Raw genomic sequence first — 14898 nt, forward strand, 5'->3', positions numbered from 1 at the left:
TAATAAAAAGAGTAAAATCTACCTATTTATAATGGCGAAGGAGGTAGCGGTGCGACCGCGACAGGCATGACATTACAAGGCTTTGACTTAATCAAACATCTGACCGAATTACAAGGGATTTCGGGCAATGAAGGGCAGGTTCGTCGCTTCTTGCAGGAAGAGTTGACACCCTTGGTTGATAAGATCGAAGTGTCTGGGATTGGCAACCTCTATGGGACTAAGTATGCCAAGGATCCAGAAGCACCACGTCTCATGCTGGCAGCTCATATGGATGAAGTGGGCTTTATGGTCCGTCAGATTACCTCGAATGGTCTCTTAACGGTGACACCTATTGGGGGCTGGAACCCTTATAGCATCTCAGCTCAACGCTACACCCTTCAAACTCGCAAGGGAGATTATGTCTGCATTTCATCATCTGTGGCTCCTCACTTATTACGGGGCAAGGATGGGGCAGCTAAGTCAGTGGCGCCTGAAGATATCCTCTTTGATGCGGGCTTTACTTCCCGCGAAGAAGCCCTGGAATATGGCGTACGTCCTGGTGATTCTATTGTACCTAAGACAGAAACTGTCTGGACAGCCAACAAGCAAGCCCTAATCGGCAAGGCTTGGGATAACCGCTATGGCTGCGCTGTGATGTTAGAAGCCATGCGGGCAGTCAAAGACAAGGAGTTAGCGGCCACCATTATTGCGGGGGCTAACGCTCAAGAAGAAGTCGGTTTGCGTGGGGCCAAAGGGGCCGTTCATCGCTATCAACCAGATGCCTTTATTGCTGTAGACTGTTCGCCAGCCGATGATACGGACGGTAACAAGGACAAGTTTGGACAGTTAGGGGGTGGCTTCCTCTTGCGGGTGCAAGATCCAGGCCATATCACCCATCGCGGTATGCGTGAGTTCTTGTTAGATACAGCAGAAACCCACAAGATTCCATACCAATACTTCTTCTCCAAAGGTGGAACCGACGCGGGTGCCGCCCATGTCAGCAATGATGGGGTCCCTTCAGCTGTCATTGGGGTCTGCGCCCGTTACATTCACGGTCACCAAACCCTTTTCCGTATGGATGATTATGAGGCAGCCAAGGAAATGGTCATCAAAGTCTTAGAGACTTTCGACAAGACAACCTTAGCGACCATTCGCGCCAATGTCTAAGGACATCTTAAATAGAATTGATATATCAGATAAGTAGACGAAAGGAAGAAAAGAAATAATATGTGGTTAGCATTCTATAATCCTGGAGGCGTCGGTGACGTGCTCCTTCTCACTAGTGGTCCAGTTTCCTCACACGAGATTGACCCAGATAGCAAAGGTCAGGTAACCGCCCTGCGTCATCATCAATCTCAAGCCATTGTGGGCTATAACCTCTTCGGAGTGGCAGACTTGAACTTGACTGGGGAGGGCCCTGTAACTTTGACTGCTGAGCAAGTGGCTCAAGTCAATGACCGTATTCAGGCGGCGGGCTTCGATCAAGCGGTTAGCTTTGATGCTTTACCACGCTTGGTCGTTGGTTATGTGGAAGAATGTGTTGACCATCCAGATAGTGACCACTTACATATTACGCAAACACGTGTAGCGGCTGACACTGTCCTACAAATCGTCTGTGGGGCAGCCAATATTGAAGCCGGCCAAAAGGTCCTAGTGGCTCAACCAGGTGCCGTTATGCCAGATGGCTTAATCATTTGGCCAGGCCAATTACGTGGCGTTGACAGCAATGGTATGATTTGTTCTACACGCGAACTAGGTTTGGATGCCATTGAAAATAAACCAGGTATTTGGGTATTGAAAGATGACTTAGCAGTCGGCACACCACTTGAGCAAGTCATCGCCCACTACCAAGGCTAGTTAGCCATTTAGGTGATCAAACTAGCAGCATCAAGCAAGACCAGAAGATGAAAGGACAGGGGCTTATGAAGGACTACCAAGGGCCCGCTTACCAGAAGCGGAATGTAAATTACGACAACCGACGTTTTAACCGGGAATCCCAATCGCCTTCAAGCAAGGGCGCCCCTTACAAATTCAAGTCTGCGCTAGAAGAAAAGCAAGAGACTAGCCGGGGCCATCGCCCTGTCTATCATCATGAGCAACCTTGGCGGGATCAACCGCAAAAGATGATTGATGCCAGTCAGACACCACCGCTAGCTACGACAGAGGAGCCATTGGAAGAGGCTGACTATCGGGTAGCCTACCGTGAGCGCCGCAATAGTAGCCCAAATCAGCGCTTTAATTCTGATTTGGTGCGGGAACGCATGATGTCAGAGCCAATCGAAGAGGAAAGTCCCGCGCCTAGCTATCGACCGGGTGAGGAGCTAAGACTGCCACAAACCCATTCTGACCGTTTGGATCGTGCCTATGTAGCACCAGCCGAGCGGCGACCTCAAAATGACTGGCCCAAGCCAGGCCAAGCTAGCCGTCGACAGCAAGACCGCCAGGTTCTGGATGAATTTTTAGAAGCTCCGACTTCTCAGCGCCCACGCCAGGCTTGGCAGGCTAGCGCCCAAAGAGAGCGGGAGCACCATGAGGCCAGCAGCCAGCGTCAGGTCTCGGATGCCCAGGCTAAGTTTCAGTCTATTTTAGAGAATGGGCGAGATAGCCAGGAAGTGGCAAGACAGGCGCGGGCAGAACGTTTCCAACCTAAGGAACTACCTAAACCTTATCAGCCACCGCAATCGCAAGCTGTGACGGAAGTCGGGGTCTCTCGTGAGATTTTGGCCCGTATGCGTAAGGACAAGGACAGCTATTTATTATTTGAAGACTAGAAATTAATTGAGTGAAAGGACGTGTGTAGGTTGATTATGGACAAAGCAACAACCTATCATTTTGTGGGAATCAAAGGTTCAGGCATGAGTGCCCTCGCGCTTATCCTGGTAGGAGAAGGCTATAAGGTACAGGGGAGTGACGTAGGTAAGTACTTCTTCACCCAGCAAGGCTTAGAAGCTGCGGGTGTGCCTATGATGGAATTCTCGGCTGACAATATTCAAGCTGGCCTGACCATTATTGCAGGCAATGCCTTCGGGGATGACCATGAAGAATTGGTTCGGGCGCGCGAATTGGGCTTGCCAATCTACCGCTACCATCATTTCTTAGGTAAATTGATTAAGGGTTATACCAGTATTGCCGTTTCAGGCTGTCACGGTAAGACCTCTACCACAGGTCTTTTGGCGCATACCCTCAAGCACTTAGCCCCACTGTCTTACTTGATTGGGGATGGAACCGGTTATGGGCAGGAGTCTGCCAAGTACTTTGGTCTAGAAGCCTGCGAGTATCGCCGCCACTTCCTATCCTATGAGCCAGATTATGCCATTATTACCAACGTGGATTTTGACCATCCTGATTATTTCACTTCGATTGATGATGTCTTCTCAGCCTTCACTAGTTTTGCGGGCCAAACCACCAAAGCCGTGATTGCCTGTGGGGAGGATGCTTATCTACGCCAATTAAAAGCGCCAATTCCTGTCTACTACTATGGCTTTGACAGCAATTCAACCGTCTATGCAACCAATGTTGAACGGGCTCAAGATGGGTCTTCCTTCGATGTGACCTTTGAAGGCAAGTTCTTAGGACGTTTCCATGTGCCGACCTATGGTAAGCACAATATCTTGAACGCTTTGGCGGTCATTACGGTCTTGACCCTAGAAGGTTTCCCGGCAGATGCCATTGCCCAAAACCTAGCGACCTTCACGGGTGTCAAACGTCGTTTCAGCGTTAAGACAGTGGGTGATTTAACCATCATTGACGACTATGCCCACCATCCAAGCGAAATCAAGGCGACCATTGATGCGACCAAGCAACGCTATCCAGACAAACGCTGTATTGCAGTCTTCCAACCTCATACCTTTAGCCGGACAGTAGCCCTGCTTAACGAGTTTGCTGAGTCACTTAACCTAGCAGACCAAGTCTATCTCTGCGACATCTTCAACTCTGCCCGTGAGCAAAGTGGGGAAGTTACTATTCAAGACTTGGCGGCCTTAATTGACCAAGAGGTGGAGATTATTTCTAGCGAGCACCTGTCTCCACTTATGCAGTACAAGGACGATGTCATTGTCTTTATGGGCGCGGGTGATGTGGATAAGATTGCCCAACGCTTTGAAAAAGAATATGCCCGCCTACATCCAAATGTCCTCTAGGACTCACTTGGCGGCTAAGACCTAACACTCAATACAAGTCATCACGATCAGCCATTCTTAGCGGCTTGTCCTAAGGGATGCTGCTGGACTGGCTGATTTACTTTGCTTCAGGCTATTAGAGTCTAGGAGCTTATCATTAACACTTAAGGAGGCGCCCCATGACCCAGCGCAAAATTTTACTGATTGATGGAAGCAGTTTGGCCTATCGGGCCTTCTTCTCCATTTTGGATATCGAACGATTCAAGAATAAGGCAGGTTTACATACTAATGCCTTGTTTAGCTTTAACCGCATGCTGGATGGGGTTTTAGACCAATTTAAGCCTACCCATGTCTTGGTGGCGTTCGATAAATCTGGTCATACCTTCCGGACGGAACAGTACTCAGAATATAAGGCAGGACGCCAAAAAACACCAGGCGAATTCCGCGAGCAGCTGCCTTATTTTCGTGTGCTCTTGGATGCCTATGGCATCAAGTACTACGAATTACTCCACTATGAAGCGGACGATATCCTAGGCACCCTGGCTAAGGCGGCAGACCCAGACGACCAGGTCATGATTGTGTCGGGGGACAAGGACTTAACCCAATTAGCCAGCGACCAAGTGACAGTCTATATTACTAAAAAGGGCGTAAGTGAGCTAGAGCCTTACACGCCTTCCAGCATTTGGGACAAGTACCAGCTGACGCCCCAACAGATTATCGACCTCAAGGGACTGATGGGCGATAGCTCGGACAACTATCCGGGTATTGAACGGGTAGGGGAGAAGACCGCCCTTAAGTTGCTCCATCAATTTGGGACGGTCGAAGGCCTCTATCAAGGTCTGGATCAACTCAAGCCTTCCAAGATGAAGGAAAACATTATCCGGGACGAAGCTAATGCGCGACTCAGCAAGTCCCTAGCCCGCATTGTCCAAGATGCGCCACTGGAAATCACCCTCGATGATTGCCAACTGGGACAGCGTGACCTAGCTCAATTAAGTGAATTTTATGTCCAAATGGATTTCCGTAGCTTCCTAGCCCAGCTGCATCAAGGAGCAGAAGTCGTCGCTAGTCAAGAAACGGCTCGCTATCCCGTTACCTGGTTGGAGTCAATTGAAGATGACCATGTCAAGGCAGCTGGTGCCTTCTATCTGGAGACTCTCAGCGAGAATTATCACTTTGCACCAGTCCTGGCGGTAGCATGGACCCAAGGCGAAAAGACTTATGCCACAAGTGGCCAAGTCGCATTTGCTAGCTCAGCCTTCAGAAAATGGCTAGAAGATGGGTCTCTTCCTAAAATCAGTGCAGACCTCAAGCGAGACAGCATCTTGCTGGACCATCAAGGCCTGACACTGGCAGGTGTGACCTTCGACGTGGGCCTGGCGGCTTATTTGGTTGATGTCGAGAAGATTAAGGATCTAGCCAGCTTGGCGACCTATCTAGACTTGGGGATTCAAGTCCAGCTGGATGAAGTAGTCTATGGCAAGGGTGTCAAACAAGCTCTGCCAGAAAATGAGCGTTTGGCCCAACACTTGGCCGACAAGGTTTCACTTTTGGACCAGGCCGTAGCCCCCTTGACCCAACAACTGGATGATTTGGGCATGACTCAGCTCTACCAAGACATGGAATTCCCCCTAGCTCAAGTCTTGACGGACATGGAGAAAAGAGGGGTAGCGGTTGATGTGGACACCCTGGATCAGATGAATGACTTGCTCTTAGCACGCTTAGAAGAATTAGAGGCCGAAATTCAAACATTAGCAGGACAAGCCTTCAATCCTAATTCGCCTAAACAGTTGGGTGAAATCCTCTTCGAACGCTTAGGCTTGCCGGCCATTAAGAAGACCAAGACCGGCTACTCGACGGCAGCCGATGTCCTAGAAAAACTCAAGGATGCCCATCCCATTGTGGCAGCTCTACTGACCTATCGCCAGTTAGCTAAGCTTCAGGGAACCTATTTGGCTGGCTTGCCTAAGTTTATTCAAGCCGATGGCAAGATTCACACCCGGTTCGTCCAAACCCTGACCCAGACCGGTCGCTTATCCAGTGCGGATCCTAACTTGCAGAATATTCCCATTCGGATGGAAGAAGGTCGCAAGATTCGTCAGGCCTTTGTGCCGTCTGAACCAGGCTGGCAACTCTTTGGCGCCGACTATTCGCAAATCGAGTTGCGGGTGCTGGCCCATATTTCAGGTGATCCGCACATGAAGCAAGCCTTCTTGGAGGGGCAAGACATCCATGCGGCGACTGCACGACGGGTCTTTGGCCTTTCGGATGATGCGGTGGTGGACAGTGACATGCGGCGCCAAGCCAAGGCGGTTAACTTTGGGATTGTCTATGGTATTAGTGACTACGGCCTGTCCCAGAACTTGGACATGCCGCGTAAGGAAGCCAAGGCCTTTATCGACCGCTACTTGGCCGAATATCCAGGAATCTCGACCTTTATGCAGGAAATCGTGGCTCAAGCCAAGAAAGACGGTTATGTCAGCACCTTGTGGGGCCGGCGTCGTGCCTTGCCGGATATCTATTCCAGCAACTTTAACCTGCGTTCCTTTGCAGAGCGGACGGCCATGAATACGCCAATTCAAGGAACAGCCGCTGATATTATTAAGGTAGCCATGGTGGCCTTAGACCAGGCCATTCGTCAACGCGGCCTCCAAGCTCGTCTGCTCTTACAGGTGCACGATGAGTTGATTTTAGAAGCACCTCAAGACGAAATCGCCATTTTAGAAGACTTGGTACCGGAAGTTATGGAGGGCGCTGTTAGCCTATCAGTACCACTCAAGGTAGAGGCAGCCAGTGGTAGCAACTGGTATCAACTAAAATAAGGCCTCGACTCCTTGACGAGCCCGGCCTAGAAAGGAAGTGACTTATGCCAGAATTACCCGAAGTAGAAACGGTACGACGTGGCCTAACTAGTTTGATTGAGGGCAAGACCATTGCTGAGGTTCAAGTTTTCTGGCCTAAGCTAATTGACTTAAGGCCTCAAGAGACATTGGCTCAGTGGCAAGACTACTTGCGAGGTCAGACCATCCAAGCAGTGGGGCGGCGTGGCAAGTACTTATGGCTGGATTTTGGTCCTCAGGTGCTAGTTTTTCATTTGCGAATGGAAGGTAAGTGCCATGTCTACCCACCAGGTCAGGAGCCTAAGACCAAGCCCAAACATGTGCATCTGATCATGACTTTTAAGGACGGCAGCCACTTCCATTATGAAGATGTCCGCAAGTTTGGTCGCTTCTCTTATATGGCCAAGGACCAATTAGAAAGCTATTTTGCCAGCAAGAAGTTAGGACCTGAGCCTACCCAAGAAGCCTTTGACTTGGCTCATTTTCGGGCTCAGTTAGCGTCTTCTAAACGGGCACTTAAGCCCCTCTTGCTGGACCAGACCCTGGTGGCTGGTTTAGGCAATATTTATGTGGATGAAGTCTGCTTTAAGGCGCGGATTCATCCGCAAAGACCGGCCTGCGACCTTACCGTCCATGAGGTCAAACGCCTGCATGCCGCTATTATTGAGATTTTGGCGGCGGCGGTGCAGGCGGGTGGTTCTACCATTCGGACCTATCGCAATTCCTTGGGAGCAGCGGGAACCTATCAGGAGTCCTTGGCAGTCTATGGCCGAGTAGATGAGCCCTGTGAACGTTGTGGCCGCCTAATCCATAAGGTCCAATTAGGTGGGCGTGGGACCCATTTCTGTCCGAATTGCCAATCAGCCCGCCTCAAGCATCCGCTAGGAGGGAAAGGCCATGCTTAGAATTGGTTTAACAGGGGGGATTGCCACGGGTAAATCCACCGTGTCTAACTACTTGAAGGAACTTGCCTATCCCTTGATTGATGCGGATGTAATTGCCCGTCAGCTAGTGGAACCTGGCCAAGAGGGCCTGGAGCGCTTGGTGGTGCGATTTGGTAGGGAAATTCTGGATGAGTCAGGTGCCCTTAACCGCCAAGTCTTTGGTCAGCGGCTCTTCGGAGATGCCCAGTTGCGCCAGGAGGTGGATCAGCTTTTGCATCCACTCATCTATGAGGCCTTGGAGGCGGAGAGTCAGCGTCTGGCCCAGGCGGGAGCACAGCTTGCCTTTTTCGATATCCCCTTACTCTATGAGACAGGCTATGACCAAAAAATGGATCAGGTCTGGGTGGTTTATCTGCCTCATGACTTACAAGTAGAGCGGCTAATGGCCCGTAATGGCTGGAGCCAGGACCAAGCGGAGGCAGCCATTGCCAGCCAGGCATCTATTGAAACCAAACGCCAACGTGCAGATCTAGTCATCGATAATCAGGGAACCTTAGCGGCGACCTTTGCCCAGGTAGATCAGGCTTTAAGCCGTCTCTAGCTTGTTCCTCTGATAAGAATTCGTTATAATAGAAGGGAAAAGCGCCATCTGGCGCCAGAAGATAAGGAGGGAACCCTATGGAATGTCCAAAATGCCATCACCAAAACTCCAAAGTTAATGACTCCCGGCCAGCTGATGGTGGGGCGGCAATCCGGCGGCGGCGGGAATGCCTCAACTGCAAGCATCGTTTCTCTACCTATGAACGGATTGAACAGATTCCTTTGCTAGTCATTAAGCGTGACGGTACCCGAGAAGAATTTAGCCAAGAGAAGCTACTGCGCGGGATTGTGCGTTCAGCTGAAAAACGGCCTATTACCATGGAACAAATGCAGGCATTGGCTCAACAAGTTGAGAACAAGATTCGCGAGATCACCGACCAGGAAATTGAGTCAGAACAAATTGGGGAATTTGTGATACCACTCTTGATGGAATTAGATGAAGTGGCTTATATTCGCTTTGCCAGTGTCTATCGCCAATTCCACTCGCGTGAGAGTTTCTTAAAAGAACTCCAAGCCCTGCAAGATCGTTTAAGCGAGAAAAACGATAAGAAATAAGCCAAGCGTCAATTTTAGAAAGGAGGTCCCATCATGTTAAGTCCCTTACAGCCCTTTCGGGTTCGGCAGCAAGCGCCCTTGTCCCAGCTACAGCAGGTGACCCTGCGCCAATGCTATCAGCCTGTTATCGGCACGGTGGGGCTAGCCTTCTATCTGTCTTTAACGGATTACGCAGGAGCGGACGGTACCTGGAGCCCGGCGGTCATGCATGCTAGTCTGATTGATCAACTGCAAGTTTCGCCGGCCGACTTAAATCAAGCCCGCGGTTACTTGGAGGCCTTGGGCTTACTCAAATCCTATCAACCTAAAAAGGTCCAGGGCAATGCCCAGACTCAATTAGTGTCCTATGAAGTCATAGCGCCACTTGAGGTGGGGAGCTTCTTGCAGCACCCCCTTTATGCGGCTCTGCTGATGAATAAGATTGGGGATCAAGCCTTCTATCGCTTGATGCGCCGCTTTGAATGGGAGGAAATGGATGCCAGCGAGTATGTGGAAGTAACCCAGTCCTTCAGTCAGATCTTCGACTATCCATCAGACCAAGCTATCAAAGACGCGCAGAACCAGGATGCTTTATCTGGCTCCTACCGTCAGCAGACCGCCCCTAATCCAGCAGAAGCCAGCTTGGACCAAGAGAGTCAGGATAGTTTCCGTTATGGTCAGGTTCTGGATATACTAGAAGCGGCTCAAGTCAATAGCCGACTCTTCACTCGGGAACTGCGCCAGCAAATGGCTAGTCTCCATCAAGTCTATGGCTTTAACGAGGAGCAAGTGGCGACAGTCATTAAATTGGCCTACCAAGACCAGACGGAACAAATTGCTATGGATCAATTACCGAGTTTGGCTAAGCGCTATAAGGCTAGCCTAAGCAGCAAGGAATCGGCTGCTAATCAAGCAGGCCAACTCAAAGACCAGATTCAAGCCCGCGCCCAAACCTTGCGGGAACAAGGCCAATATAGCAATAATCAGGCACAAATTATTGCCACGGCGGAGATTTTGCCACCGCTAGCCTTTCTTAAGCAAGTCAAACAGGCCAAGGGTGGCATCCGGAGCGACCAAGAGGGCTACAACCTAGAAGCTGCCTTGGAAAAGGTTAAATTGTCGCCTGCCATTGTCAACCTAGCAGTCTATTACCTCTTGGTCATGGAAGGGCGCGACCACCTTTACAAGTCTAATTTCGAAAAATTACTGGATGAATGGCAGCAAAAGGGGATTAAAGAAGTCCACCAAGTCTTTCGCTATATCGAAGACAAGCGCCAGGCCCAAGCCAAGAAGTCTAGCCAGGAGTCGGGACGTCCTTATGGCCGGACCCACAAGGGGGCTGGCGGCCATCAGCGACAAGAAGTGGTGCCTTCATGGTTAGCCAAGCAACGTCAAGAAGGTCAGGATTCAGGTCAGGCATCAAGTCAAGCCAAGTCTGAGGCCAGCCCAGCTGCTAGTCAAGCCAGCCAGACCTTCGTCAATCCATTTAAGAAAGGGTCAGCCCAGGAGCTAGACCACTAGAGGAGGAATCTTATGGAGACAATCCAAGACGTCATGCGTCAGATTATGAACCAGCCCCATCTGCAAGAAATTTATGAGCAGGCAGTGGCCTTGGTCCGCCAGGATGAAGCCATTCAAGCCTTCCTCCGAGAATATCAAGCAGAATTAAGCGGGGAGATGATTCAAAATTCCCTGTCCAAACTCAATGAGTTTCGCCTAGAACGTCGGGCTATTGAAGCAGGACAGGCAGGGACTAACCCAGGCTATCAGCCGGAATTATTCATTAACCATAATTTTATTGATGTCCGCTACAAGCCAACCACCGATTACTTGGCCAGCCTCAAGGCCCGTCGCCAAGCCGCTAATTTAGATAACCGCATGATGGCGGATGATGTCCGCCAGGCTCATTTGGCTGATTACATTATTGATTCGCCAGAACGCCAGGCCTTAATCAATGCCGTGACGCAATTTATGCAGACCTATCACCAAGATCCTAAATCAGCACAAGGTCTCTATATTACGGGTCCTTATGGGGTGGGTAAGACCTATTTATTGGGAGCTTTGGCCAATCATTTGGTGGAAGAAGAGGGCGCAACGGTGACTTTCTTACACTTCCCAACCTTTGCTTCTGATATGCGGGCTTCTATTCGGGACAATAGCACCCAAGCCAACTTGGATAAGGTCAAGCAGGTGGATGTCTTAATGCTAGATGACATGGGCGCCGAGTCTGATCCGTCGGGCTGGGTTCGAGACGAAGTCTTGGCCATTATTCTAGAGTATCGTATGCGGGAATCGTTACCGACTTTCTTCACTTCCAACTTCTCTCTGAAAGAATACGAAGAAGTCCTGACCTATAACCAAAAAGGCATTAGCCTAGCCAAGGCAGGCCGTATCATGGAGCGGGTTCGTTACCTAGCGCGTGAAATCACCCTCGATGGACCAAACCGCCGGCAACTCAAACGGCAAGGATAAGGAGTAAAGCAATGAATCAACCAGAACCTAATGAATTGACCAAGCGTTATCGGATGACCCGCTTCCTTATGGTCATCGTCTTGGCTGTCCAACTATTTGTCCTGGCAGCCTACTACTTCAAGGAAAAGCAAACGGTCTTAGCCTTTCCTATGATTGTTAACAGCCTTTTCTTGGCTTTGGCCTTGACCCATTTGCGACATATTAAGCCTCGCGATTAGGCCAATCAATTCTTTTTAGCCCCGTTCTGCTTGAACTGGGCTTTTTCTTATGATTAGGGGCTTGTCGGATGGACTCAAGTTACATACAATAGAAGTAAGAAAAAGCAAGGAGTGGATGTCAGATGAAGGTCTTGGTGACAGGGCATGGGGGCTTTGCCTCCGGCATGGCGGCAGCCAGTAGGATGATTGTTGGTGACCAGGAGCTTATCGACTGGTTGCCTTTTGAGGAAGGCACCAATCTCAGTGACTACCAAGCTCAAATCGCAGCTAGAGTCGAGAGGCATGGGGAAGAGGGTTTGTTGATTTTAACGGATTTTAAAGGCGGCACCCCCTTTAATGTCAGCATGCTGCTGTCTCAGGGGTATCCACAAGTCGCTGTTCTGGCAGGAACGAATTTGGCCATGATTTTAGAAGCCATTGATCAGGCACCTACAGCAAGTTCAGTGACTAACCTGGCGGATCACTTAGTAGTCATAGGACGCCAAGGTCTTCTTAAGGGAGTTCTGCAGGCGCGGAACTAGGCTTCCTTATCATGCGCAGCCTCTAGCTTCTAAATTTATTTCCTAGTAAATTCATAGTAATTTCCTAAAAAAATACCTGCTTTTAGTCGCAAGAGCAGGTTATTTTAGTGTATAATAGGAAAGAATACACTGGCAAATCGATAGAGAGGAGTGGACATTATCGCAACGCTGAAAGACGTGGCAAAGAAGGCCAATGTCTCTAAAATGACGGTCTCTCGAGTAATCAATCACCCCCAACTGGTGACGGATGAACTCAAGCAATTGGTCTATCAGGCCATGGAAGAACTCAATTATCGACCTAATATGGCGGCCAAGGCCCTAGCCCAGAACCGGACCCTAATTGTTAAGGTCTTAATTCTGGAAGAAATGGATGCCACTGAACCTTATTATATGAACCTCTTATCTGGGATTGCCAAAGGTTTAGATAAGTACCAATACTCCCTCCAGCTCATGACGGAGAACACTATTGATACAGGGAATAGTGATGGTTATATTATTACGGGTATGCGAGAATCCGATTATGAATGGATTCGCAAAATCGACAAGCCGCTTATTCTCTACGGGGAGAATACCTACGGGGTGCCTTTTGTTGATTCTGATAATCGGCAGGCTGAATTTAAGGCCACCGAGTATGCCTTTAAAAAAGGTTATGACCACATTATCTTTGTCGGGATTGACGTGCCGGAATACTTCGAGCGCCAGCGGGAGCAAGGCTATCAAGACGCTCTGGCGCAACATCCAGATCACACGGCACAAATTCACCGCATACGGAATTCCTCGACCGCGGCAGCAGAATTGGTTGAGCGTCTGGACGCGCATTTGGAACCTAACACATGCTTCGTCTGTGCCTCAGATCGCATTGCCTTAGGCATTCAGCGGGGGCTCAAGTCACTGGGCAGAACCATGCCGGACGATGTTGGGGTTATTGGTTTTGATGGGGTCTTTTTAGACCAGATTGCTAGCCCGCAGCTGACGACTGTGAAGCAGAAAGTCTTGGACATGGGGATTGCCTGTGTGGAACAGCTCATGCGCTTAATTGAGGGAGAAAGCCTCAAGGAAAGGGCCTGCTACTTTGAAGCAGATTTGGTGGAAAGAGGGTCTACTAGATTGTAGGTTGCTTTACTTCCTATTTAGCTAGTGACATGATAAACTAAGAACCATAAGTAGATAGAGGGGGATATATAGACTATGACTGAGAAAAGAATGACGCGCACTGAGCGTATGCGTCAAGGAAATAAAATTGCTAAGAAGCCTGATAAGGCGACAAAGGCAAGTAAGAAAAAACAAGGGAAGAAAAGAAAAGGGGGCTTCTCTTGGCGGATTTTTCTGGCAATCTTGCTTTTCTTAGCGGCGGCAGTGCTATTCTTGCTAGATCCAATCAAGAACTACTTGGTCCGTCAAGGTCAGGAAGCGAATGCAGTCACTGAGTTAGACCGTAATAAGCGGGCTGAGATTGAAGCGAATGAGAAGAAGGAAGTGAACTATGACTTTGGTGTCATCAAACCACTTAATCCTTATGATGTCATCGCAAATGGAATTAATGCCAAGGATCTTCCGACTGTAGGTGGCGTGGCCATGCCAGATGTTGGCATGAACTTACCAATTTATAAGGGAGTAACCAATGAAGGGATGTTCTTAGGTGCAGGGACTTTGACTCCTAGCCAGAAAATGGGGGAATCTAACTATTCTATTGCTAGCCATCACTCCATTCATAAGGGCTTACTTTTTGAACCTTTGATGCACGCCAAGGTAGGCCAAGCTGTCTATCTGACAGACTTAGACAAGGTCTATAAATATGAAGTGAATTACATCGATCAAGTGGATCCAAGTCGTGTGGATTTGATTGAACCAACAACCAATCCAATCCTAACCATGATTACCTGTGACTCGACTCTTACCATGCGTGTCGTTGTTCAAGCTAAGCTAGTGGAAACTAAACCTATTGAAGAAGCATCCAAAGATATGGTCAATGCCTTCAAAGCCAAACAGACAGTTCCTACCAATAACTAAACAAGTAGAAACCCCAGACAGAATGTCTGGGGTTTTGTTTTAGGGGATAAATAATAGTCTAACTAAGCTTTGGGATGGCTTTTTGAATGGTGACATTGGCAAGCTCCAGGAGGACACTGACAGGGGATGGTCTCCGGAGCAGTCTTGGCTTGTTCTTCTAGTTGCGTTATGATAGCTTGGCAATCAGCTTGGCTTAATGGTGTGCTGGCTAATAGCCGGGCCAGAAAATGGGCGCGATCTTTTCGACAAACAGGATCAAGGGCTGCTTGTAGGCGAAGGAGAGTGGCCTCTTCCTGGCTAATCGTTGCATAAAACTGATAGGGGCTAATCCCTTCGGCTTTGTCTAAATAGCCCTTTTGAATTAGTCTCGAGAGCAGGGATTTAATGGTCCCAACCTTCCAATCACTTGAGGCGGATAGTGTGTCAATGAGTTGACGACTGGTGATACCGGGCATAGTCCAAACCAGTCTCATAAGCCGCCACTCAGCCTCGCTAATATGATACATATCTGATTTATTTTGGCTTAGATTGGCAGTCATGAGCGGGCTCCTTTCTGTAAAAATTACATTTGTCATCTCTTAGTCTAGTAGGCTCAGAAGCCCTTGTCAAGCCAGGAGCACAAGATATAGGGGGAGCCCTAGTTAAAAGGCTCGATTGGACCGGATTTGAAGCGAGTGATTGCTTTTCAAACCACTATATCTTGTGTTGTCTAGATGAATTGT

The 14898-nt window shown here is 49.1% G+C and carries 15 protein-coding genes; 14 read left to right on the forward strand and 1 reads right to left on the reverse strand.

What is annotated here, in order from left to right:
- The first annotated feature begins 66 nt into the window (after positions 1-66).
- The 14 genes from pepA (at position 67) to RWO08_RS00480 (ending at position 14176) form a co-directional block, all read left to right on the forward strand.
- Complete coding sequence (pepA, locus tag RWO08_RS00415; RefSeq protein ID WP_291431162.1) at positions 67-1146, forward strand: glutamyl aminopeptidase; 1080 nt, start codon at positions 67-69, stop codon at positions 1144-1146.
- A gap of 60 nt (positions 1147-1206) precedes the next feature.
- On the forward strand, positions 1207-1836 hold the full coding sequence (gene ytpR / locus RWO08_RS00420) for a YtpR family tRNA-binding protein (RefSeq protein ID WP_314210984.1): 630 nt from the start codon (positions 1207-1209) through the stop codon (positions 1834-1836).
- Positions 1837-1901: 65 nt separating this feature from the next.
- On the forward strand, positions 1902-2750 hold the full coding sequence (locus tag RWO08_RS00425; protein WP_314210985.1) for a hypothetical protein: 849 nt from the start codon (positions 1902-1904) through the stop codon (positions 2748-2750).
- 36 nt (positions 2751-2786) lie between these two features.
- Positions 2787-4118: a UDP-N-acetylmuramate--L-alanine ligase gene (gene murC, locus RWO08_RS00430; protein ID WP_314210986.1), complete on the forward strand. Its 1332-nt coding sequence runs from the start codon at positions 2787-2789 to the stop codon at positions 4116-4118.
- A gap of 158 nt (positions 4119-4276) precedes the next feature.
- Entirely contained in the window at positions 4277-6919 is a 2643-nt protein-coding gene (gene polA, locus RWO08_RS00435) for a DNA polymerase I (protein WP_314210987.1), read from the forward strand.
- A 44-nt stretch (positions 6920-6963) separates the two neighbouring features.
- A complete protein-coding gene (mutM, locus tag RWO08_RS00440) occupies positions 6964-7842 on the forward strand; it encodes a DNA-formamidopyrimidine glycosylase (RefSeq protein WP_314210988.1) in 879 nt (292 codons plus the stop codon).
- On the forward strand, positions 7835-8422 hold the full coding sequence (gene coaE / locus RWO08_RS00445) for a dephospho-CoA kinase (protein ID WP_314210989.1): 588 nt from the start codon (positions 7835-7837) through the stop codon (positions 8420-8422). The genes mutM and coaE overlap by 8 nt, the downstream gene beginning before the upstream one ends.
- Before the next feature lie 77 nt (positions 8423-8499).
- On the forward strand, positions 8500-8976 hold the full coding sequence (nrdR, locus tag RWO08_RS00450; protein WP_023390995.1) for a transcriptional regulator NrdR: 477 nt from the start codon (positions 8500-8502) through the stop codon (positions 8974-8976).
- 33 nt (positions 8977-9009) lie between these two features.
- A complete protein-coding gene (locus tag RWO08_RS00455) occupies positions 9010-10476 on the forward strand; it encodes a DnaD domain protein (protein ID WP_314210990.1) in 1467 nt (488 codons plus the stop codon).
- Positions 10477-10488: 12 nt separating this feature from the next.
- A complete protein-coding gene (gene dnaI / locus RWO08_RS00460; RefSeq protein ID WP_314210991.1) occupies positions 10489-11427 on the forward strand; it encodes a primosomal protein DnaI in 939 nt (312 codons plus the stop codon).
- A gap of 11 nt (positions 11428-11438) precedes the next feature.
- Positions 11439-11645 (forward strand): hypothetical protein, encoded by a 207-nt coding sequence (locus RWO08_RS00465; RefSeq protein WP_070756578.1) that lies wholly within the window; start codon positions 11439-11441, stop codon positions 11643-11645.
- 122 nt (positions 11646-11767) lie between these two features.
- Positions 11768-12166: a PTS sugar transporter subunit IIA gene (locus tag RWO08_RS00470; protein WP_314210992.1), complete on the forward strand. Its 399-nt coding sequence runs from the start codon at positions 11768-11770 to the stop codon at positions 12164-12166.
- A gap of 159 nt (positions 12167-12325) precedes the next feature.
- Positions 12326-13279, forward strand: coding sequence for a LacI family DNA-binding transcriptional regulator (locus tag RWO08_RS00475; protein ID WP_291427889.1), 954 nt, complete (start codon positions 12326-12328; stop codon positions 13277-13279).
- Positions 13280-13354: 75 nt separating this feature from the next.
- Entirely contained in the window at positions 13355-14176 is an 822-nt protein-coding gene (locus RWO08_RS00480; RefSeq protein WP_291431183.1) for a class A sortase, read from the forward strand.
- A 62-nt stretch (positions 14177-14238) separates the two neighbouring features.
- Here the strand turns inward: RWO08_RS00480 and RWO08_RS00485 are convergent, their stop codons facing one another.
- Positions 14239-14715 carry a BlaI/MecI/CopY family transcriptional regulator gene (locus tag RWO08_RS00485; RefSeq protein WP_070756580.1) on the reverse strand — a complete coding sequence of 159 codons (477 nt, stop codon included), beginning with the start codon at positions 14713-14715 and terminating at the stop codon, positions 14239-14241.
- Positions 14716-14898 lie beyond the last annotated feature (183 nt).

Source organism: uncultured Abiotrophia sp. (assembly GCF_963520105.1).
Taxonomy (GTDB): domain Bacteria; phylum Bacillota; class Bacilli; order Lactobacillales; family Aerococcaceae; genus Abiotrophia.

What these genes read in the sequence shown, in the direction of transcription:
- pepA (WP_291431162.1), top strand. Translation starts at nt 67, where the DNA reads ATGACATTACAAGGCTTTGACTTAATCAAACATCTGACCGAATTACAA.
- ytpR (WP_314210984.1), top strand. Translation starts at nt 1,207, where the DNA reads ATGTGGTTAGCATTCTATAATCCTGGAGGCGTCGGTGACGTGCTCCTT.
- RWO08_RS00425 (WP_314210985.1), top strand. Translation starts at nt 1,902, where the DNA reads ATGAAGGACTACCAAGGGCCCGCTTACCAGAAGCGGAATGTAAATTAC.
- murC (WP_314210986.1), top strand. Translation starts at nt 2,787, where the DNA reads ATGGACAAAGCAACAACCTATCATTTTGTGGGAATCAAAGGTTCAGGC.
- polA (WP_314210987.1), top strand. Translation starts at nt 4,277, where the DNA reads ATGACCCAGCGCAAAATTTTACTGATTGATGGAAGCAGTTTGGCCTAT.
- mutM (WP_314210988.1), top strand. Translation starts at nt 6,964, where the DNA reads ATGCCAGAATTACCCGAAGTAGAAACGGTACGACGTGGCCTAACTAGT.
- coaE (WP_314210989.1), top strand. Translation starts at nt 7,835, where the DNA reads ATGCTTAGAATTGGTTTAACAGGGGGGATTGCCACGGGTAAATCCACC.
- nrdR (WP_023390995.1), top strand. Translation starts at nt 8,500, where the DNA reads ATGGAATGTCCAAAATGCCATCACCAAAACTCCAAAGTTAATGACTCC.
- RWO08_RS00455 (WP_314210990.1), top strand. Translation starts at nt 9,010, where the DNA reads ATGTTAAGTCCCTTACAGCCCTTTCGGGTTCGGCAGCAAGCGCCCTTG.
- dnaI (WP_314210991.1), top strand. Translation starts at nt 10,489, where the DNA reads ATGGAGACAATCCAAGACGTCATGCGTCAGATTATGAACCAGCCCCAT.
- RWO08_RS00465 (WP_070756578.1), top strand. Translation starts at nt 11,439, where the DNA reads ATGAATCAACCAGAACCTAATGAATTGACCAAGCGTTATCGGATGACC.
- RWO08_RS00470 (WP_314210992.1), top strand. Translation starts at nt 11,768, where the DNA reads ATGAAGGTCTTGGTGACAGGGCATGGGGGCTTTGCCTCCGGCATGGCG.
- RWO08_RS00480 (WP_291431183.1), top strand. Translation starts at nt 13,355, where the DNA reads ATGACTGAGAAAAGAATGACGCGCACTGAGCGTATGCGTCAAGGAAAT.
- RWO08_RS00485 (WP_070756580.1), bottom strand. Translation starts at nt 14,715, where the DNA reads ATGACTGCCAATCTAAGCCAAAATAAATCAGATATGTATCATATTAGC.